Annotated in this window: 21 protein-coding genes and 1 tRNA gene; 17 read left to right on the forward strand and 5 right to left on the reverse strand. The window is 70.2% G+C overall.

The genetic code is table 11. The annotated features are described in order from the left end of the window. Positions 1–48 precede the first annotated feature (48 nt). Positions 49–915 carry a hypothetical protein gene (locus EP26_RS31705; protein WP_052388851.1) on the forward strand — a complete coding sequence of 289 codons (867 nt, stop codon included), beginning with the start codon at positions 49–51 and terminating at the stop codon, positions 913–915. A gap of 9 nt (positions 916–924) precedes the next feature. Here EP26_RS31705 and EP26_RS05910 read toward each other — a convergent pair whose 3' ends face one another. Genes EP26_RS05910 through EP26_RS05920 form a run of 3 tightly spaced genes read right to left on the reverse strand, consistent with a single transcriptional unit; the run spans position 925 to position 5,602 of the window. Next, positions 925–1,980 carry a 2-oxoacid:ferredoxin oxidoreductase subunit beta gene (locus EP26_RS05910; RefSeq protein ID WP_043336823.1) on the reverse strand — a complete coding sequence of 352 codons (1,056 nt, stop codon included), beginning with the start codon at positions 1,978–1,980 and terminating at the stop codon, positions 925–927. After that, a complete protein-coding gene (locus tag EP26_RS05915) occupies positions 1,977–3,815 on the reverse strand; it encodes a 2-oxoacid:acceptor oxidoreductase subunit alpha (protein ID WP_043336826.1) in 1,839 nt (612 codons plus the stop codon). The genes EP26_RS05910 and EP26_RS05915 overlap by 4 nt, the downstream gene beginning before the upstream one ends. Beyond that, positions 3,800–5,602: an FAD-dependent oxidoreductase gene (locus tag EP26_RS05920; RefSeq protein ID WP_043336829.1), complete on the reverse strand. Its 1,803-nt coding sequence runs from the start codon at positions 5,600–5,602 to the stop codon at positions 3,800–3,802. Before EP26_RS05920 ends, EP26_RS05915 begins: the two co-directional genes overlap by 16 nt. A gap of 180 nt (positions 5,603–5,782) precedes the next feature. On the opposite strand from EP26_RS05920, the gene EP26_RS05925 reads away from it, so the two are divergent. From EP26_RS05925 to EP26_RS38570, 7 genes are all read left to right on the forward strand, one after another. Beyond that, positions 5,783–6,625: a fumarylacetoacetate hydrolase family protein gene (locus EP26_RS05925; protein WP_043336831.1), complete on the forward strand. Its 843-nt coding sequence runs from the start codon at positions 5,783–5,785 to the stop codon at positions 6,623–6,625. 319 nt (positions 6,626–6,944) lie between these two features. Then, on the forward strand, positions 6,945–7,283 hold the full coding sequence (locus EP26_RS05930; RefSeq protein ID WP_043336833.1) for a hypothetical protein: 339 nt from the start codon (positions 6,945–6,947) through the stop codon (positions 7,281–7,283). 41 nt (positions 7,284–7,324) lie between these two features. Then, on the forward strand, positions 7,325–7,747 hold the full coding sequence (locus tag EP26_RS05935) for a DUF1489 family protein (RefSeq protein WP_043336836.1): 423 nt from the start codon (positions 7,325–7,327) through the stop codon (positions 7,745–7,747). A 135-nt stretch (positions 7,748–7,882) separates the two neighbouring features. Continuing rightward, positions 7,883–8,056 carry a hypothetical protein gene (locus tag EP26_RS36180; protein ID WP_169747363.1) on the forward strand — a complete coding sequence of 58 codons (174 nt, stop codon included), beginning with the start codon at positions 7,883–7,885 and terminating at the stop codon, positions 8,054–8,056. A gap of 113 nt (positions 8,057–8,169) precedes the next feature. Beyond that, entirely contained in the window at positions 8,170–8,736 is a 567-nt protein-coding gene (gene dcd, locus EP26_RS05945; protein WP_043336839.1) for a dCTP deaminase, read from the forward strand. A 66-nt stretch (positions 8,737–8,802) separates the two neighbouring features. Then, positions 8,803–9,471, forward strand: a complete 669-nt coding sequence (locus tag EP26_RS05950; RefSeq protein ID WP_043336972.1) for an HAD family hydrolase — start codon at positions 8,803–8,805, stop codon at positions 9,469–9,471. An 87-nt stretch (positions 9,472–9,558) separates the two neighbouring features. After that, entirely contained in the window at positions 9,559–10,350 is a 792-nt protein-coding gene (locus tag EP26_RS38570; protein ID WP_052388852.1) for a lytic transglycosylase domain-containing protein, read from the forward strand. A 9-nt stretch (positions 10,351–10,359) separates the two neighbouring features. Here the strand turns inward: EP26_RS38570 and EP26_RS05960 are convergent, their stop codons facing one another. After that, a complete protein-coding gene (locus EP26_RS05960) occupies positions 10,360–11,562 on the reverse strand; it encodes a M24 family metallopeptidase (protein ID WP_043336842.1) in 1,203 nt (400 codons plus the stop codon). Between the two features lie 106 nt (positions 11,563–11,668). After that, a complete protein-coding gene (locus tag EP26_RS05965; RefSeq protein ID WP_084112351.1) occupies positions 11,669–13,066 on the reverse strand; it encodes an MATE family efflux transporter in 1,398 nt (465 codons plus the stop codon). Between the two features lie 101 nt (positions 13,067–13,167). Between EP26_RS05965 and EP26_RS05970 the strand changes: the two genes are divergently transcribed. From EP26_RS05970 to EP26_RS06010, 9 genes are all read left to right on the forward strand, one after another. Further along, on the forward strand, positions 13,168–14,055 hold the full coding sequence (locus tag EP26_RS05970) for an oxygenase MpaB family protein (protein ID WP_043336846.1): 888 nt from the start codon (positions 13,168–13,170) through the stop codon (positions 14,053–14,055). A gap of 179 nt (positions 14,056–14,234) precedes the next feature. Continuing rightward, positions 14,235–15,494 (forward strand): UDP-N-acetylglucosamine 1-carboxyvinyltransferase, encoded by a 1,260-nt coding sequence (gene murA / locus EP26_RS05975; RefSeq protein WP_043336849.1) that lies wholly within the window; start codon positions 14,235–14,237, stop codon positions 15,492–15,494. A 5-nt stretch (positions 15,495–15,499) separates the two neighbouring features. Beyond that, positions 15,500–16,192, forward strand: a complete 693-nt coding sequence (hisG, locus tag EP26_RS05980) for an ATP phosphoribosyltransferase (RefSeq protein ID WP_043336850.1) — start codon at positions 15,500–15,502, stop codon at positions 16,190–16,192. After that, on the forward strand, positions 16,192–17,481 hold the full coding sequence (gene hisD / locus EP26_RS05985) for a histidinol dehydrogenase (protein WP_043336852.1): 1,290 nt from the start codon (positions 16,192–16,194) through the stop codon (positions 17,479–17,481). Before hisG ends, hisD begins: the two co-directional genes overlap by 1 nt. Positions 17,482–17,608: 127 nt before the next feature. Next, entirely contained in the window at positions 17,609–17,827 is a 219-nt protein-coding gene (gene infA, locus EP26_RS05990) for a translation initiation factor IF-1 (RefSeq protein WP_043336856.1), read from the forward strand. A gap of 26 nt (positions 17,828–17,853) precedes the next feature. Then, positions 17,854–18,420, forward strand: a complete 567-nt coding sequence (locus EP26_RS05995) for a Maf family protein (protein ID WP_342669090.1) — start codon at positions 17,854–17,856, stop codon at positions 18,418–18,420. 8 nt (positions 18,421–18,428) lie between these two features. Beyond that, on the forward strand, positions 18,429–19,547 hold the full coding sequence (locus EP26_RS06000; protein WP_245624302.1) for a ribonuclease E/G: 1,119 nt from the start codon (positions 18,429–18,431) through the stop codon (positions 19,545–19,547). Next, the gene (locus tag EP26_RS06005) at positions 19,537–19,722 is read left to right on the forward strand and encodes a DNA gyrase inhibitor YacG (protein ID WP_043336863.1); all 186 of its coding nucleotides are present in this window, start codon (positions 19,537–19,539) and stop codon (positions 19,720–19,722) included. Before EP26_RS06000 ends, EP26_RS06005 begins: the two co-directional genes overlap by 11 nt. A gap of 74 nt (positions 19,723–19,796) precedes the next feature. Then, positions 19,797–19,872, forward strand: a tRNA-Phe gene (locus EP26_RS06010). Positions 19,873–20,183 lie beyond the last annotated feature (311 nt).

A 20,183-nucleotide genomic window follows, 5' to 3' on the forward strand; every position in this document is an offset into this window, starting at 1 on the left:
CGCTGCCGCCTCGGCCTGGGCGGACCGGCCGGGGTTGGGATGGGATGCATGGCGCTTGCCCATCCGACGGTCGGGCTGGCGCTGATCGACCTCGTCCCCAATGCCACGCCGAACGCCGAAGCCAGGCTGCGCCGGGCCCTGGAGACGGCGGGCTTCCCCGAGCGATGCCCGGGCACGCTGCCGGTCTGGCATGGGCGGGTGGACCCGATGATGCTGCGCACTTTGCCGAATGTGCTGGCGGAGGGCTTCGACGCGTTGCCGCCGCTTGGCCTCGGCGGGCCGGAGGGGTGGATCGGCGCGGTGCAGGCCGCCTTGGCCAGGGATCCGGCCTGGGATGTGCCAGGCCGTCCGCGAGTGCCGCCGCCCGCATCGGCCGTGCCGGATGAGGCGGAGGAGGACGAGGCTCCGGCGCCGCGCCGGCGATGGACGCGTTGGGCGGGACGCGGCGCGGTGCTGGCCTGCTGCCTTGCTGCCGGTGTCGCCTTGCTGCCGGCGGCACCTACCCCGACGCCGAGCAATCCGCCACCTGTGGCTGTTGCCCCGTCGCCCGAGCCCGCGCCGGTATTGGCCGCCTTGCCGCCGCCCGCACTTGCGCCTGTGCCCGAGCCACCGGTTGCACAAAGCTTGCCGCCGATCGAACGGGTGGAACTGCCGGTTCTCCGCTCCGTGGAGCCGCCGTCGGCGCCGGTCGCCGAGGCACCCGCACCGCCGCCGCCAGCCGCGGTGGAGGAGGAGCCTGCGCTTGCCACGCCACCCCCGGCGCCACCACCCCCGCCACCGCTGCGCCAGGCCGCTGCGCCGAAGCCGCGCATCGACCCGAATTGCAGCCGCGCCCTGTTCCGGTTCCAGCAGGGTGAGCGGCTGACCGCGGCGGAGGAAGCCTTCGTCAGGACGGGCTGCGCGACCCGCCGCTGACGGCGGCGCCTATCGCAGGCCCGCGTTAATCGCCTCGAGCGCCGCCGCACCCGGCACCAGCGCCGCATCGCCGAGCCGATTGAGCGGCCTGGCGACCGTGCCGAGATTGGCATGCAGGTCGCGCGGATCGGGGTCGATGAAGAGCAGGCCGGTGACGATCTCGCCCGCCGCCTTCCGCTCATGCAGGTGGTTCATCGCGGCGACGCGGTCGGTCGGGTCGTACTCCGCATGGAGCTTGCGGAGGCGGAGGATGGAGCCGTCATGCTGCTCCACCTCGCGCACCTCGCCTGGCGCATAGTCGGCGGTGATCGGCGCGCGGCCGGTGATGACGTCGAGCCGGTTCATTGCCTCGTTGTGCTCTCGGACGAAGTCGTAGCTCTTGGTCGAGCCCTCGTGGTTGTTGAAGGCGACGCAGGGGCTGATGCAGTCGATGAAGGCTGGCCCGTCATGCCGCATCGCGCCCTTGATCAGGGGCACGAGCTGGTCCTTGTCGCCCGAGAAGCTGCGGGCGACATAGGTGGCGCCGAGCTGGAGGGCGATGCCGATGAGGTCGATCGCCTCGTCGGTATTGACCGTGCCCTTCTTCGCCTTGGAGCCCTTGTCGGAAGTCGCCGAGAACTGGCCCTTGGTGAGGCCGTAGACGCCGTTGTTCTCGACGATATAGGTCATGTTCACGCCGCGGCGGATGCTGTGGGCGAACTGGCCGAAGCCGATTGAGGCGCTGTCGCCGTCGCCCGAGACGCCGAGATAGAGCAGCTCCCGGTTGGCGAGGTTGGCGCCCGTGAGCACGCTCGGCATCCGGCCATGGACGGAGTTGAAGCCGTGCGAGGCGCCGAGGAAGTAGTCCGGCGTCTTGGACGAGCAGCCGATGCCGGACATCTTGGCGACGCGATGCGGCTCGATGTCGAGCTCGAAGCAGGCCTGGATGATGGCGGCGCTGATGCTGTCATGCCCGCAGCCGGCGCAGAGGGTGCTGATCGCCCCCTCGTAGTCGCGCCGGGTGTACCCGAGCGCGTTGGTCGGCAGCTTCGGGTGGTGCAGCTTGGGTTTGGGGAGGAAGCTCATTCCGCGGCTGCTCCGGCGAAGGGAAGAATCTGGGCCAGCACCTTGTCGCCGATGGCGGCGCGGATGAAGCGCGCGGTGATCGGCGTCCCGTCATAGTGCAGCACGGGGATGAGCTGCTGGGGGGCGATGCTGCACTCGTTCATCAGCAGGGTCCGCAGCTGGGCATCGCGGTTCTGCTCGACGACGAAGACCTGGTCGTGGGCGGCGACGAATGCCTCCACATCCTGGTGGAAGGGGAAGGCGCGGATGCGCAGCGCATCGACATGGATGCCCTCCGCCTCCAGCGCCGCCAGCGCCTCCTTCATGGCTGCGGAGGAGCTGCCGTAGTAGATCACGCCGGTGCGCGTCGGCTCCTTCGCCTGGCGCAGCACGGGGTGCGGCACGAGGGACTTTGCCGTCTCGAATTTCTGCAGCAGGCGCTGCATGTTGTCGACATAGGCGGCGCCGACCTCGGTGTACTTGGCGAAGCGGTCGCGCGAGGTGCCCCGGGTGAAGAAGGCGCCCTTGCTCGGGTGCGTCCCCGGATAGGTGCGGTAGGGGATGCCGTCGCCGTCGGCGTCGAGGTAGCGGCCGAAGACGCGCCCGGCCTCCAGCTCCTCCGCCGTCATCACCTTGCCGCGGTCCATCCGCCGGCTGTCGTCCCAGGCAAAGGGCTCGCAGAGCCAGTCATTCATGCCGATGTCAAGGTCGAGCAGCACGAAGACCGGCTGCTGCAGCCGGTCGGCGAGGTCGAAGGCATCGGCGCCGAAGGCGAAGCACTCATGCGGGTCCTCGGGGAAGAGGACGATGTGCTTGGTGTCGCCATGGCTGGCATAGGCCGCGGCAAGCACGTCCGACTGTTGGGTGCGGGTCGGCATGCCCGTACTGGGACCGGCCCGCTGCACGTCGAAGATTACGGAGGGGATCTCGGCGAAATAGGAGAGGCCGACGAACTCCTGCATCAGCGAGATGCCCGGGCCCGAGGTTGCGGTGAAGGCCCGCGCCCCGTTCCAGGCGGCGCCGATGACGACGCCGATGGAGGCCAGCTCGTCCTCCGCCTGAACGATGGCGTAGCGCTTACGGCCATCCGGGTCGGTGCGGAATTTCTTCGCGTAGCGCTCGAACCCCTCGGCCAGCGAGGTTGAAGGGGTGATGGGATACCAGGCGCAGACCGTCGCCCCGCCATAGACGGCGCCGAGCCCGGCGGCGCTGTTGCCATCCACATAGATGCGGTCGCCGACCTTGTCGGCGCGTTCCAGCGTCAGGCCGATGGGGCAGGGGAGATTCGCCAGCGCCCAGTCGCGGCCCATCTCGAAGGCGTCGCGGTTCGGCTTGGCGAGCTTCTCCTTGCCCTTGTACTGCTCGGACAGCAGCGTTTCCACCACTGCCGGGTCGATTTGCAACAGCGCGGAGAGCGCGCCGACATACATGATGTTCTTCAGCAGCTGCCGCTGCCGCGCCTCGGTATAGGCGGCGTTGCACATCTCGGTCAGCGGCACGCCGATGACGTGGATGTCCTCGCGGAAGCGGCTCTGCGGCATCGGCCGCGTGCTGTCGTAGAAGAGGTACCCGCCCGGATCGATCTCGGCGACGTCGCGCTCCCAGGTCTGCGGGTTCATCGCCACCATGAGGTCGACGCCGCCGCGCCGCCCGAGATGGCCCTCGCCCGAGACACGTACCTCGAACCAGGTCGGCAAGCCCTGGATGTTGCTCGGGAAGATGTTGCGGGACGCGATGGGGATGCCCATGCGCAGGATCGCCTTGGCGAAAAGCTGGTTGGCGCTGGCAGAGCCCGAGCCGTTCACATTGGCGAATTTGACGACGAAGTCGTTAACCGCAGTCACCGGATCGCGCATGCATGCACCCTTTCAGCCTTGGGCTTCGCGCTCTCGAGGAGGAATTTCTGCATGTCCCAGGCGCCGGTCGGGCAGCGCTCGGCGCACATGCCGCAATGCAGGCAGACATCCTCGTCCTTGGCCATCACACGGCCGGTTTTCAGCCCATCCGCGACATAGATCGCCTGCTCCAGGTTATGCGCCGGCATCTTCAGCCGGTCGCGCAGCTCCATCTCCTCGCCATCCTCGGTAAAGGTGATGCAGTCCACTGGGCAGATGTCGACGCAGGCATCGCATTCGATGCAGAGCTTGGCACTGAAGACAGTCTGCACATCGCAGTTGAGGCAGCGCTGCGCCTCCTTGAAGGCCAGCTCTCGGTCATAGCCGAGCTCCACTTCGGTCTTGATGTCGCGCAGCGCCACCTCGTTCTCGGCATGGGGCACCTTGAAGCGCAGGTCGAGCGAGACCGCGCTGTCATAGCTCCATTCGTGGATGCCCATCTTCTGGCTGGACATCACCACATCCGGCGGCGGCCGCTGCGACACGTCCTCGCCGCGGCAGAAGAGGTCGATGGAGACGGCGGCCTGGTGGCCATGCGCCACGGCCCAGATGATGTTCTTCGGCCCGAAGGCCGCGTCGCCGCCGAAGAAGACCTGCGGGAGCGTCGATTGCAGCGTCGCCTCATCAAGCTTCGGCAGGCCCCACCGATCGAACTCGATGCCGAGATCGCCCTCAATCCAAGGGAAGGCATTCTCCTGGCCGATGGCGACCAGCACGTCATTCGCCTCGATCACCACATCCGGCTCGCCGGAGGGGACGAGCTGGCGGCGGCCCTTGGCGTCGCGCTCGGCCTTCACCGCTTCGAAGACCATGCCGGTGAGGCGGCCGTCCTCGTGCAGCACCTGCTTCGGCACCAGGAAGTTGCGGATGGGGATGCCCTCCTTCAGCGCATCCTCCTTCTCCCAGGGGCTCGCCTTCATCTCCTCGAAGCCGGAGCGGACGACGACCGTAACCTGCTCGCCGCCGAGGCGGCGGGCGGAGCGGCAGCAATCCATCGCCGTGTTGCCGCCGCCGAGGACGATCACGCGCCGGCCGACCTTCTCGATATGGCCGAAGGAGACGGAGGAAAGCCAGTCGATGCCGATATGGATGTTCGCCGCGGCCTCGCGCCGGCCCGGCACGTCGAGGTCGCGCCCGCGCGGCGCGCCGGCGCCGACGAAGACGGCATCGTAGCCCTCGCCGAGCAGCGCCCGGAGGCTGCCGACCCGTTGATTGTAGTGGGTGACGACGCCGCCGCGGCCGGTGATGTAGCCAACCTCCTCGTCGATCACGCTCTCCGGCAGGCGGAAGCGCGGGATCTGGCTGCGGATGAAGCCCCCACCCTTCGCCTGCTCGTCATAGACATGGACCTCGTAGCCGAGCGGGGCGAGGTCGCGTGCGACCGTCAGGCTCGCCGGCCCGGCGCCGATGCAGGCGATGCGCTTGCCGTTGCCGACGGAGGGAATGGCCGGCATCCGCGCCAGCACATCCTCCTTGTTGTCGGCGGCGACGCGCTTGAGGCGGCAGATCGCTACCGGCTCCTCTTCCACCCGACCGCGGCGGCAGGCCGGCTCGCAGGGGCGATCGCAGGTGCGGCCGAGCACGCCGGGGAAGACGTTGGAGTGCCAGTTGACCATATAGGCATCGGAATAGCGGCCTGCCGCTATCAGCCGGATGTATTCGGGCACCGGCGTATGTGCCGGGCAGGCCCACTGGCAATCGACGACCTTGTGGAAATAGTCGGGATTGCTGATGTCGGTCGGCGTCACGCGCGCGACTCCCTTGAACGCATCCTGAATTCCTCCTGCCGGCCTCTGTGGGCCTGTGGAGGAAGCTTGCCCCAAGCCCGGTAGGGCCGCAACGACCTGATCGCACCCGTGCCGAAGCCCTGCTTGCGGCCCTGTCGGCCGCCGCCGATGATGCGGTATGGGCCAGGGGAGGGGTGGCGAATGAAGCTCATCAGCTTCGCGATCGGCGGCGAGGCGCGCTATGGCGCTGTGGAGGGCGATGCGGTCGTCGACCTCACCGCCCGGCTGGGCCGCCGCTTCCCGACCCTGCTTTCCTTGATCGAGGCGGATGCCATGGCGGAAGCGCAAGCGGCGCTCGCCACAGCCGGCCCGCGCCATACGCTTGCCGGCATCACCTGGCTGAAGCCGATCCCCGCCGCCCGCCGCATTTTCTGCGTCGGCGCCAACTACCCGAAAGTCCATCCGACCGGTGGCATGGTCAGCGGCCCGGAATTCCCCGCCATCTTCCAGAAGCCGGCCGAAACGCTGGTGCCGCACAAGGCGGTGCTCCAGGCGCCTACCGCCTCCCGGCAGTTCGACTACGAAGGCGAGCTGGCCTTTATCGTTGGCCGCGGTGGGGCCAACATCGCGCCGGAGTGGGCGCTTGAGCATGTCTTCGGCTACAGCTGCCTGAATGACGGCTCGGTGCGGGACTTCCAGAAGCACAGCGTTTGGGCCGGGAAGAATTTCATCCGCTCCGGCGGCTTCGGCCCCTGGTTGGTGACGGCCGACGAGGTCGGCGACCCGGCTTCGCTCACCCTTGTGACGCGGCTCAATGGCGACGAGGTGCAGCGTACCGGCCTCGACCGCATGTTCTTCAGCGTGCCCGCCATCATTGCCTACCTCTCGGCGGTGACGCCGCTGCTGCCGGGCGACGTGGTCGCCACCGGCTCGCCCGAGGGCAGCGGCGCAACCCGCACCCCGCCGCGCTGGCTGGTGCCCGGCGACCGGATCGAGGTGGAGGTGGAGAAGGTAGGAGTGTTGGAAAACACCGTCTCAGACTGACCTGCCGGCGGGAAGGCCGTTCGAGGGCGCTGATGCCTGGCGTCATCCTCCTCGCCGATGTGCCCTTGGCCATGTGGCGGCATGCTTCGCCCTGGGGCCAGGGAAGCCGCTGCGCTCATTGGCCGGAGCGGTCGCTCTATTATCCAAAGAGTAGAAATATTCCGATAAATTTCCCCTGTTCGTTTATTGCGAACACAGGCTTGTCACAACACGGTATAGTTCCGACATCCAACAGTGCGCTTCCGCTAAAGCATCGGGCACCGGCCCAGGGGTTGCCCAAGGTCCGGCCCGATCCACCGATGCTTGAGGATGAGGAAGGATGCGTCTCCTGCTCCTGTTGCCGGCGCTTGTCCTTGCCGGCTGCGCCATGTCCGAGGCTGACCGCCAGGCCGAGGCCGAACTCGCTGCGGTGCGTCAGGTCTCCATGTCCGGCCCGAGCGTGACCTGGGAGGAATTGAAGATTCACCCCTCCCTGGTTGTTCATGCCTGCTCAGTCAGCACGCTGGTGAACACCAGCGGCCAAGTCGTCGGCTATTGCCGCGGTGGCCGGCAATGCCGGACCATGGACTGGCGCCCGGTCGCCCCCGGCTGCAGGGAGCCGCAGCAGCGCATGACCAGCACCCCGGCCCGCACCGCCGCGCTCGATACGACTCGATAACGGGGATTGCGGAGCGCCCCCGGCGCGATACATCCGGGGGCGTGCTCCATCTCATCAAGCTCTCGGTCGGCCCCAAGGATGTGGGGCAGCTTCGCGCCATTCAGGCCCGACGGGCGATGGCCGAGCCGCCCTTGCGCCACCAGACGCGGATGATGCCGAAGCGTGCCGCCGAAATCCTCGAGGGCGGCTCCATCTTCTGGGTGGTCGCCGGCTTCGTGCAGGTGCGGCAGCGCATCGTCGACATCACCGAAGAAACCTGGGACGACGGCTCCCGCTGCGCCGGCCTGGTGCTGGACCCGGAACTCATCCCGGTCGCCGCCCGGCCGGTGAAGCCCTTCCAGGGCTGGCGCTACCTCGCCCCCGATGTCGCGCCGCCCGATGTGCTGGCCGGCGCGGAGGGCGAGGGGGCCGAGGCGATGCCGGAGCGCCTCCGCGCCGAGCTTCGCGCCCTCGGCTTGCTGTAGGCCCATCCCCGCACGGCAGATGATGAAGCTGTAAGCCGCCGTCTGGCGACGGGTCAAGCTCGCGCCGGCGGCAACGGCAAGGCCGTCGCTTGGCCCTTGACCGGCATGGCGGGCGGCGGACACCTTTCGCCCGCCATGGCCCAGACCCCGACCGACCCGCCGCAGACCCCGGCCGACCGCGCCCGCGCCGAGCGCGAGGCGCGCCTCGCGGCCGCCCTCCGCGCCAATCTCCGCCGCCGCAAGGCCCAGGCCCGCGGCCGGGAGGACGAGGGGAAGCCCGTCCCGGCGCCCGAGGACAAGGCGGACTGAGCCCTTCGCCGATCCGGCGCCTTCGGGTAGAGGGAGGGTCTTCAATCAGCCTTCCCGGCGAGCAGGGCCGGGCTGGCGCGCCATCGCGGCGCCTCTGCGTGGGACCATTGGGCATGAGCATCAAGAACGACCGTTGGATCCGGCAGATGTCCGAGAACCACGGGATGATCGAGCCTTTCGAGCCGGGCCAGGTGCGCGAAGTCGAGGGCCGCCGGGTGATCTCCTACGGCCTGTCCTCCTATGGCTACGACATCCGCTGCTCGCGTCACTTCAAGATCTTCACCAATGTCTATTCGGCGATGGTCGACCCGAAGAACTTCGACCCGCGCAGCTTCGTCGATTTCGAGGGTGACGAATGCATCATCCCGCCGAACTCCTTCGCCCTCGCGGCGACGGTCGAGTATTTCCGCATCCCGCGGAATGTCCTGACGATCTGCCTGTCGAAATCGACTTATGCCCGCTGCGGCATCATCGTGAACGTCACCCCCTTCGAGCCGGAATGGGAGGGGCAGGTGACGCTGGAATTCTCCAACACGACGAATCTCCCAGCGAAGATCTATGCCAATGAGGGCGTCGCCCAGGTGCTGTTCCTCGAGTCCGACGAGGTCTGCGAGACCTCCTACCGCGACCGCCAGGGCAAGTATCAGGGCCAGCGGGGCGTGACCTTGCCCCGGACCTGACCGGCAGCGGTGGGGGAACTTGCGGACCCGCCACCGGGTTGCCCCCAGGCAGACGGGGTGGACCAGATGACCAAGGCCGTGATCTTCGACGTCGACGGCACGCTCGTCGACACCAACGACTTCCATGCCGCCTCCTGGGCCGAGGCCTTCCGCCGTTTCGGCCATGCGGTGCCGGAGGCCGAGATCCGCGGCCAGATCGGCAAGGGCAGCGACCAGCTCATGCCCTTTTTCCTCCCGCCGGAGGTGGTGGAGCGCGAGGGCGAGGCCATCGCCGAGGCCCGCAGCAAGCTCTTCATGCAGGACTATATTGGCCGGGCGCGGGCCTTCCCCGGCGTGCGGGCGTTGTTCGAGCGGCTGCGTGGGGAGGGCCAGCGAATCCTCCTCGCCAGCTCCGCCAAGGGCGAGGAGCTGGAGCGCTACAAGGAGATCGCCCAGATCGGCGAGCTGATCGACGGCGCCACCAGCGCCGACGATGCCGAGAGTTCCAAACCCTCCCCCGACATTTTCCAGGCCGCGCTTGCCAAGCTGAAGCCGCTGCCGGCCGAGGCGGCCATCGTGGTCGGCGACTCCCCCTATGACGCCGAAGCGGCCGGCAAGGCGGGGCTCCGCTGCGTCGGCCTGCTCTGCGGCGGCTTCCCCGAAGCGGTGCTGCGCGAGGCCGGCTGCATCGCGCTCTACCGCGACCCCGCCGACCTGCTGGCGGCCTATGCGCGCTCGCCGCTGGCGCCGGGGTGAAGGCCCGCATCCGCCCGGCCATCATCGTCTCACACCGGCATCGGTTTTGCGGCTATCCTTCCGGTACCAGGGGGAAGGATGGGGACCATGGGCATGCGGGCGGCGCTGCTTCTCCTGCTGCTGGCGCTCGGCGGCTGCGCGGGCGGGCGGCAGGCCGCGGTCTGGGACGGCAGGCGCGGCTATGACGGCAATGGCGACTACGGCTACGACCTCGCCGCCTCCCGGGCCGAGGCGCGGGGTTACCGATCCCTGGCGGCGCCGGCCTATGCCGTGCCGGGAACGCCGGACGACCCCTGGGGCCCCTATATTCGCGAGGCTTCGGGGCGCTTCGGCCTGCCCGAGCGCTGGATTCGCGAGGTGATGCGCCAGGAGAGCGGCGGGCGGCTGACCGGCGGGGACGGGCTGCCGATCACCTCCCCGGTCGGGGCGATGGGGCTGATGCAGGTGATGCCGCGGACCTACGACATCCTGCGATCGCGCTACGGGCTCGGCCCCGACCCCTATGAGCCGCGCGACAACATCCTCGCTGGCGCCGCCTATTTGCGGGAGATGCATGACCGCTTCGGCGCGCCGGCCTTCCTCGCCGCCTACAATGCCGGGCCGGACCGGGTGACGGATTTCCTTGCCGGCTCCCGCATCTTGCCGGACGAGACGATGCGCTACGTCGCCAACATCGCGCCGCGGCTCGGCATGCCGGCCTATGGCGGCGGCGCCATCGCCGAGGCCGACCGGGCCTATGCCGGCGGCGGGTTGCGGGGTGGCGACTATGGCGGCGGGTCGCAGCTCGCGCTCATGCCGTCCGATCCGGCGGACCGCGCCTTCGAGGGCGGCGGCCTCGTCACGCCCGATGCGCCGACCGGCCGCCTGACCGGACGCTGAGGCCGGGGCTCAGCCCCCGGTACGGTTCCAGCCGCGCCCGGCATCGCTCATCGGCTCGATGCCACTCTCGGTCACGGCGATGGTGTCCTCCAGCTTGATGAAGCCGCGGCGGGGATGCAGCAGCGTCGTCTCGACCGAGAGCACCATATCGGCCTCGAGCGGCCGCTCCGCGTCATGCGCCTGGTAGGGGATGGGGCCGGTCGCGGTCAGCCAGGGTGCCTCATGCTGCACTAGCCCCATGCCATGGGCGAGGAATTCGATGTGCTCCGCATGCGGCGAGGCCGCCGCCGCCCGCTCGCCCGCCGCCTGGACTTCACCGCCGGGCACCCCGGCCCGCACACGCTGGCGGGCGGCCTGCTGAATGGCCTCGACCTCGGCCAGCAGCTCGGCCAGCTCAGCATCCGGCTCGCCGACCACACCCATGCGGCAGAGATCGCCGATATAGCCACGGTAGCGCCCGCCGGAATCAAGCGAGATGATGTCGCCCGGTACGATTTTCTGATCGGAAGCGGCGCGGTTCAGCCCGGTGCCCGCCGTGATCAGGCAGTATTCGAAGGTGAGGCGACGGCGAACCTCCTCCTGGCGGAGTCGCTCCACCAGATCCGCCTTGGTGACACCTGGCTCACAGGCGGCGAAGGTTGCGAGCATCGAGGCCACCACGCGGTCCGAGGCCTCACGCAGCAGCGCCAGTTCGGCCGGGCTCTTCCGCGCGCGGAGCCGTTCCAATGGCTGTGCCACATCGACCAGCGCCGCATTGGGCAGCCCGTCGCGCAGCACGGCGGCGGCATCGGAGGGCAGGAAGGCCAGCTCCACGCCGATCCGCCGCAGCGGGATGCCGATCCGCTGGAGGTGCCGCACCGCATGACCCACCGCATCGGTCGAGGTGCCGGAGACCGTCTCGACAACCGGCGTCCAGAAGCGGCCGAGCTGCTTCTCGTGCTTCTCCAGTCGGTGGGCGATGTAGGCGGTGAGCTCGGGCTTGCCCGGCACATAGACCATCACCGGCAGGTAGCGGCTGAGGCCGATGGCGTCGCGGTGGTCGAAGAAAGGGAAGCTGTAGCCGCCGAGCATGTACTGCGAGGCCTGGCGGGAGGTGGTGACCACCGCATCGACATCCGCCTCGGCCAGCAGCCGGTCGAGCCGGGCTGTGTCGAAGGGCGGGCATTGCGTGGCGGCGGGGCTTCCCTCAGGCGCTGGCGCGGCGGTCGACATGGTTCGTCTCCTCGGTTCTTATCGCCCGGACGGCAGCCATCAAAGCATGGCCCGATGGCGTGGTCTGCGCCGTTCCGCCGCCCGCTCGCCAAGGTTTCAAGCCGGGTCAGGTGGTGGCGGGGATGCGCCCTCTGGCCGGCTCATGGGTCCCCGCCCGCAGCACCCAGGCCGCGGCCAGCGCGCCGGCACCGAGATTGCCGATCAGCAGCCCGGCCAAGGTCCCGGCCTCGCCTCCGATGCGGCCGCCCAGCCAAGCCATCGGCACGCCGAGCACGAAGGTCCGCACCAGGGAGATGGCCACCGCCGTCATCGGCCGCTCGAGCCCGTTGAAGATGGCGCAGGCGACGGCGATGGCCCCGATCGCCCCATATCCCCAGGGCAGGATGCGCAGGTAGAGCGTGGTCGAGCCCTCCACCGCGGGGTCACCGGTGAATGCGGCCGCTACCCAGGGCGCCGCCACGACCAGCGGCAGCGCCACCGCCAGCCCATAGGCCAGGCAGAAGCCCATGGAGGCCCGTATCCCCGCCTGCAGCCGGTCCAGCCGCCCCGCCCCGGCATTCTGCGCGGCGAAGGGATTGGCCACTGCGGAGAGGGCGAAAAGTGCCGTCATCGCCAGGCTCTCGACCCGCGAGCCGAGGCCGAACCCCGCCACCGCCGCGCTCCCCTGCACCGCCAGCATGGCGGTGAACAGACCGTTGGCGACGGGGATGATCGCATTCGTTCCCGCCGCCGGCAGCCCGACCCGCAGCACCCGCCGCGTGGAGGCCACGAAGCCGTGCATCAGGGGCCCGTCGAGCGTGAGCAGGCCGAGCCGGCGCAGCCGCCATAGCGAGGCCAGCAGCATTGCCGTCCAGGCCAGGTCGGCCGCCGCCGCCAGCCCCGCCAGGCCGAGACCCGGCACGACCCCCGGCACGCCGAAGGCCAGCGGCCAGTCGAGCAGGAAGCCGAGGATGCCAGCCCCGGCCAGTGCCGAGCCGCCGAAGCCCATGTCGCCCGCTGCCCTGACGATGCCAAGCGCGACCATCCCCGTCAGTAGCGGTGGCGCCCCGAGCAGCCAGGTCCGCAGATAGGCGAGCGCCAGTTGCCGCGTCTCGCCCTCGGCCCCAAGCCAGCGGAGCAGCTCCTCCGCGCCGAACCAACAGGGCAGGGCGAGGCTGAGCGCCACGGCCGCCGCCAGCAGCAGCGCATGCAGCGAGAGCCGCCCGGCCGCCTCCCCGGCGCCGAGCGCCCGCGCGACCACCGCCGTCGCCCCGGCGCCGAGGCCGATGCCGAAGCTCATCACCGTCATCACGATGGGGATAACGAAGCCGAGTGCTGCCAGCGCATGCGGGCCGAGCAGGCCGGTCAGCCAGGCCTCGGCCAGCTGGATGCCGAACATGATGACCAGCGCGATGGCGAGTGGGGCGGTGGCAAGGGCGAGGCCTCGCGCCACCGGCCCCTCGGACAAGGTTGCGCGGTTTCCCTGGCGGGTGGCCCCGGCCGGGGCGGTCTGCTGGCTCGGCATCGGCCCTCGATCGGTGTGCGGTGGGCAGCTTGGCACGGCCACGCCTTACCAAAACCGGGATGAGACCCATAACAGCCGGCAGCGCAAGTGAAGTTCCCCATATGCCAGCCGGTTCCGCCAGCCTCCTGCCCTTCTCGCTGTCCGAGCGCCTTGCCCGGCCGATCCGGCAGCGCATCGCCGCCGAGGTCGTCGCCGTATTCAACGACCGTGCCCGTGGCGAGCGGCCGGTGGTGCCCCAGCCCGACGGGCTGTTCGGCCCCCGCTCAGTTGCCTGGCGGGTGCATGGCGACGTGACCTCGATGATGGTAGGCGGCATCGCCGGCCTCTTGTTGCAGATGCTGCACCCCGGCGTGCTGGCAGGCGTCTGGGATCATTCGAATTTCCGCGCCGACATGCTCGGCCGCCTGCGCCGCACCGCCCGCTTCATCGCCCTGACCACTTATGGTGGGCGCGCCGAGGCCGAGGCCGTAATCGCCCGCGTCCGCGGCATACACGACCAGGTGCGGGGGGGCCTGCCCGATGGCCGGTCCTATGCCGCCAACGACCCGGACCTGCTGGCCTGGGTGCATGTGACCGAGGCGACCAGCTTCCTCGCCGGCTGGGTCCGCTATGCCGAGCCGCGCATGGCCGGCGCCGATCAGGACCGCTACTTCGCCGAGATGGCGCAAGTCGCCGAGGCGCTCGGCGCCGACCCCGTGCCGCGCAGCCGGGCCGAGGCGCAGCGCCTGCTCCGGGCGATGCGGCCGCAGCTCCGCTACGACGTCCGCACCGCGGAGGTCACCCGGATTCTATTCAACCAGAAGGCGCCGAGCCGGGCGGCGGAGCCCTTGCAAGCCATCACCATGCAGGCCGGCATCGACCTGCTGCCGGCCTGGGCGCAGCGAATGCATGGGATGGAAAGCCCGTTCGGCGCCCGCCCGCTGGTCCGCGCCGGCACGCTCGGCGTCGCACGGACCCTGCGCTGGGCCTTCGAGCGAAGGGGAGGCTGAGCAAGCACGGCGCCGACCGGCGATGCCCGATTGCATCGCCGGGAGAGTCCTTGTATCCCGCCCCGACCGTTTTCCAGACGGCCGGTCCCCATCCGGCGGACTGCCGTAAGAATCCGGCAGGCAAATCGGGGCACCAAGGCGGCCTCCCTTTGTCGACATCGTAAGGAATAGCCGCGATCATGGACCGCATCCGCATCCGCGGCGGCCAGCCGCTCCAGGGCAGCATCCCGATCAGCGGCGCCAAGAACGCCACCCTGCCGCTGATGGCCGCCGGCCTGCTCGCCAGCGGCCCGCTGGTGCTGCGCAATGCGCCCGACCTGGCGGACATCGCCACCATGCGGGCCCTGCTGATCCAGCACGGGCTGACGGTGGAGCATGACCGCGAGGCCCGGTCGTTGTCCATCGCCGGCGAGGCCACCAGCCTCGAAGCGCCGTATGACCTGGTGCGGAAGATGCGCGCTTCGGTCCTCGTCCTCGGCCCGATCGTCGCCCGCCATGGCAAGGCCCGCGTCTCGCTGCCCGGCGGCTGCTCCATCGGCACCCGGCCGGTGGACCTGCACCTCAAGGGGTTGGAGGCGATGGGCGCCACTATCACCCTCGATGCCGGCTATATCGAGGCGGAGGCGCCGCACGGTCTCAAGGGCGCGCGCATCATCTTCCCCGTCGTCTCGGTGGGCGCCACCGAGAACTTGCTGATGGCCGCCTGCCTTGCCGATGGCGAGACGGAACTGGTCAACGCCGCCCGCGAGCCGGAGATCGAGGATCTCGCCCGCTGCCTGGTCGCCATGGGCGCCGAGATCGAGGGCATCGGCACCGACCGACTGCATGTGGTGGGCCGCCGCAGCCTCGGCGGCGCCACGCATGACATCGTGCCGGACCGGATCGAGGCCGGCACCTATGCCTGCGCCGCCGCCATCACTGGCGGCTCCGTCCTGCTCCAGGGCGCGCGGGCCGAGCACCTCGGCTCGGTCGCCCGCACGCTGCGCGAGGCCGGCGTCGCGGTGGAGCCGGAGGGCGATGCGCTCCGCATCTCCCGCCTCAACGGGCTGCACGGGGTCGATGTGATGACGGAGCCCTTCCCCGGCTTCGCCACCGACATGCAGGCGCAGTTCATGGCGCTGATGGCCATCGCCGAGGGCGCCTCGATGATCACCGAGACGATCTTCGAGAACCGCTTCATGCATGTGCCGGAGCTGAACCGCATGGGCGCCCGCATCAACGCGCATGGCGCCTCGGCCATCGTCCGCGGCGTGCCGAAGCTCTCAGGCGCGCCGGTGATGGCGACCGACCTGCGTGCCTCCGTCTCCCTCATCCTCGCCGGGCTGGCGGCGGAGGGGGAGACCATCGTCAACCGCGTCTATCACCTCGACCGCGGCTATGAGCGGGTGGAACAGAAACTCGCCGCCGTCGGGGCCGATATAGAGCGGCTTCCGGGCTGAGCTGCATGGACCTTCCGATCCCCGACTCCAACCCCGCCACGGCCGCCGGCGCCGCACCCATCATCCTCGCCGTGCCGAAGGGCCGCATCCTTGCAGAACTCGGCCCGGTGCTGGCGCGTGCTGGCATCCAGCCCGCGGCGGATTACACGGATGAGGACAGCCGGCGCCTGCGCTTCGAGACCAGCGACCCGAGCCTCGACGTGGTCCGCGTCCGGCCCTTCGACGTCGCCACCTTCATCGCCCATGGCGCGGCCCAGATCGGCATCTGCGGCGCCGATGTGCTGATGGAGTTCGACTACCCGGAGATCTACGCCCCGCTCGACCTCGGCATCGGCAAGTGCCGTATCAGCGTGGCCGAGCCTGCCGTGACCGCCGGCCAGGACGACCCGAGCCGGTGGTCGCGCATTGCGGTCGCCAGCAAGTACCCCAACGTCGCCGGGCGCCATTACGCCGCCCGCGGCATCCAGGCCGAGGTCGTCCACCTGAACGGGGCGATGGAGCTGGCGCCCTCGCTCGGCCTCGCCCGCGTCATCGTCGACTTGGTGCAGACCGGCAGCACGCTGAAGGCGAACGGCCTGGTCGAGACGGAGGTGATCGCCCATGTCACCTCCCGCCTTATCGTCAACCGCACGGCGCTGAAGACCATGCCGGAGCGGATCGGCGCCTGGATCGCCCGCTTCCGCGCGGCACTCGCCTGATGCTGCGCCTCGACACCAGCGCGCCGGACTTCGAGGCCGGCTTCGCCGCCCTGCTCGACATGGCCCGCGAGACCACGGCGCAGGTGGATGACGCCGTCGCCGGCATCATCGCCGAGGTCCGGGCCGGGGACGATGCCGCCCTGCTGCGGCTGACCACCCGCTTCGATGGCTGGGCGCCGATCGATGCCGGGGCGCTGCGCGTCACCGCCGAGGAGATCGATGCTGCGACCGCCGGCATCCCGGCCGCGCTGCTCGCCGCCCTCGACCTCGCTGCTGAGCGGATCGAGCGTTTCCACGCCGCCCAGCGCCCGGCGGACCTCGAACTGCCGGACCCGGCCGGCCTCACGCTCGGCATGCGCTGGACGCCGCTGGATGCGGTCGGCCTCTATGTGCCGGGCGGCAAGGCGGCCTATCCCTCCTCCGTGCTGATGAATGCGCTGCCGGCGCGCGTCGCGGGCGTCGCGCGCATCGCCATGGTGGTGCCGACGCCAGGCGGACAGCTCAACCCGCTGGTGCTGGCCGCGGCGCGGCGCGCGGGCGTCACCGAGATCTACCGCATCGGCGGTGCGCAGGCGGTGGCGGCGCTGGCCCATGGCACAACCTCCATCGCCGCGGTTGACCGCATCGTCGGGCCGGGCAACGCCTATGTGGCGGCGGCCAAGCGGCAGGTCTTCGGCCGGGTCGGGATCGACTCCATCGCCGGGCCGTCCGAGGTGGTGGTGGTCGCCGATGCGTCGAACGACCCGCGCCTCGTCGCCATCGACCTGCTGGCCCAGGCCGAGCATGACGAGAGCGCCCAGGCCATCCTGATCACCGACGACGCGGGTTTCGCCGAGGCGGTCGCCGCCGCCGTTGCGACAGAGCTGGAGACGCTGCCCCGCGGCGCCATCGCCGGCGAGAGCTGGCGGCGCCACGGCGCCACCATCCTGGTGCGCGATTGGGCGGAGGCGCAGGCCATCACCGACCGCCTCGCGCCCGAACATCTTCAGGTGATGCTGCCCGACCCGCGCGGTTGGTTCGCCGGCATCCGCCATGCCGGCGCCGCCTTCCTCGGCCGCTGGTGTCCGGAGGCGCTGGGCGACTATGTCGCCGGCCCGAACCACGTCCTGCCGACCGGGCGGACGGCGCGCTTCGCTTCCGGCCTCTCGGTCTTCGACTTTCTGAAGCGCACGACATGGGTGGAGGCGAGCGAGGCCGGCCTCGCCGCCATCGGCCCGGCTGCCGTCGCACTGGCCGAGGCGGAAGGGCTGCAAGCCCATGGCCTCAGCGTTGCGCGCCGGCTAGCTTGACCCCACCTTCCCTGGCCATCATCTTGCCGAGGCGAAGTCAACCCCCCGAGTGCGTGCCCCAGGGCCCGACGCCGTCCGATCCGGACCAGGCGCGGACCCGGCACGCCGTTCAGCATGAAGGTTCCTGATGTCAAAAGAGGACATGATCGAGTTCAGCGGCACCGTACAGGAGCTGCTGCCCAATGCGATGTTCCGGGTGAAACTCGACAACGAGCACATGGTCCTGGCCCATACCAGCGGGAAGATGCGCAAGAACCGCATCCGCGTCCTCGCCGGGGATCGGGTGAATGTCGAGATGACGCCCTATGACCTGACCAAGGGCCGCATCACCTTCCGCTTCAAGTAATTCCTTTGAGCACAGGCAAACCGCCCCTGGTGCTGGCCTCCGCCAGCCCGCGGCGGCTCGAGCTGCTGGCCCGGATCGGCATCGCCCCGGACCGCGTGCTGGCCACGGATATCGACGAAACGCCGCTGAAGGCCGAGCTGCCGCGACTGCTCGCTGCCCGTCTCTCCGCCGCCAAGGCCGAGGTCGCAGGTGCCCGCGCGCCCGAGGCGCTGGTGCTGGCCGCCGATACCGTGGTCGGCGTCGGCCGCCGCATCCTGGGCAAGCCTGTCGATGCCGACGAGGCGCGCCGCTTCCTCGCCCTGCTCTCTGGCCGGCGGCATCATGTTTATACCAGCGTCGCCCTCCGCAGCCCGGATGGCAAGCTGCGCACCCGGCTGGTCGACACCATCCTCGCCTTCCAGCGGCTGACCGAGGCGCAAATCGAGGATTACGTCGCCGGCGAGGAATGGCGCGGCAAGGCCGGCGGCTATGCCATCCAGGGCCGGGCCGAGGTCTTCGTCCGCTTCCTGTCCGGATCGCATTCCAATGTCGTGGGCCTGCCGCTGTTCGAGACGGCGCAACTGCTGCGGGGCGTCGGCTGGCTGAGCCCGTGAGGATCCTGGTGTCCGTCTCCCCGGGTGAAGTCCGCACCGCGTTGCTGCGCGGCGACCGGTTGGACGAGGCCTGGATCGAGCGCCCTGCTCGCCCCGATGGCGTCGGCGACCTGCACCGTGCCCGCGTCACTGCCCTCGCCCCTGCCATGGCTGGCGCCTTCCTGATGCTGGCCGGGGGCGAGACCGGCTTCCTTCCCGAATCCGAGGCCAGCGCCGCCCGCCAGCCCATCGCCCGCTCGGTGCAGGAGGGGCTGGTCCTGCCTGTCCGCGTCACCCGCGCCCCGCAGGGCGGCAAGGGCGCCCGCGTCACCGCCCGCCTGACGCCCGCCGAACAGGCCCGTGTTTCCGCCGTCCCGCCAGGCAATGCGCCCCTGCTGCTGGCCCGCGGCCCGGACGCCCCGCTCCGCCTCGCCCGTGCCCATCCTGCTGCCGAACTGGTGAGCGATGGCGCCACCCTCGCCGCCCGTCTCCGTGCCGCCTACTCCCCCCGACCGGTCTTCGATGAGGCGCTGGAGGCCGAGTTCGACGCGCTCGCCGGCCCGGAGGTACTGCTCCCCGGCGGTGGCCGCATCCTCATCCACCCGACGCCGGCGCTGACGGCCCTCGATGTCGATGCCGGAAGCGCCGCCGGCGCGCGCGACCCGGAGGCGCAGCGCCGCGTCAACGAGGCGGCGGTGGCGGAGGCGGGGCGGCAGATTCGCCTTCGGCACCTCGCTGGCCCGATCCTGCTCGATCTGGCGGGAATGACGGTGAAGCGGCGCGCCGCCCTCTCCGAACCCCTGGCGCGGGCCCTGGCGCCCGATCGGTTGGCCCGGTTGCTTGGCCTCGGCCCGCTCGGCCTGTTCGAGATCCTGCGCCAGCGCATCCACCCGCCGCTGCACGAGGTGCTGGCCGGGCCGCTCACGCCTGGCCTCGCCGCCCTGCGCCAGGCAGTGCGCGAGGCTGCCGCGCGCCCTGGCCGCCGCCTCGCCCTCGCCGCTGCGCCATCCGTGCTGGCGGCGTTGGAGGCGCTCACCGGCGCTCTGGCCGAAGCGGGGGAGGCCATCGGTCAGCCCCTGCAACTTCGGCCGGACCCCGCACGTCCATGGTCGCACTGGACCATCGAGGAGGCCGCTCATGGCGGATAATCCGCCCGCTCCCCGCTGCCCCGTCTGCGGCAAGCCGGTGGAGCCGCCCGCGCCGCACCGGCCCTTCTGCTCGGCCCGCTGCCGGCAGGTCGATCTCGGCCGCTGGCTGGCCGGCGACTACGTCATCCCGGGCGACGACCTTGAGCGACAGGAAGATGACACGGAAGGCCGTTGAACGGGTGGACAGGCGTCCGGGCTTCCGCTACATCCCCGGCCCTCTGCCGCGCCCCCGATGCGGGGGCCGCTTGGGCCCAGGTAGCTCAGTTGGTAGAGCATGCGACTGAAAATCGCAGTGTCGGTGGTTCGATTCCGCCCCTGGGCACCATTTCTCCCAAGAAGATCAAGAGTTTAGAAGCAGGCATGCTGTGCTGCGTCGGCTGCACGTGCCTAGCGCAGTGCTAGCACAGTCCCCGGGCGCGCCCTTCTGCGTCAGCGCCGTAGGGCGGTGAGCGTCTGGTGCGGTAGCACACTCCTAGTGCACTGACCCAGACGGAGGATTCACAGCGGGCCGCTGCGGTGGAATTCTCCGGCTATGGCCCAGACCGTCAGTGTCATCGTTGGATCGGCCGACCGCACCCGCCTGAGTGCGATCATCGGCGACCGGAACCGCCCGCTCAAGCATACGCAGCGGGCCAC

The sequence above is a fragment of the Belnapia moabensis DSM 16746 genome, assembly GCF_000745835.1.
GTDB classification, from domain to species: Bacteria; Pseudomonadota; Alphaproteobacteria; order Acetobacterales; family Acetobacteraceae; genus Belnapia; species Belnapia moabensis.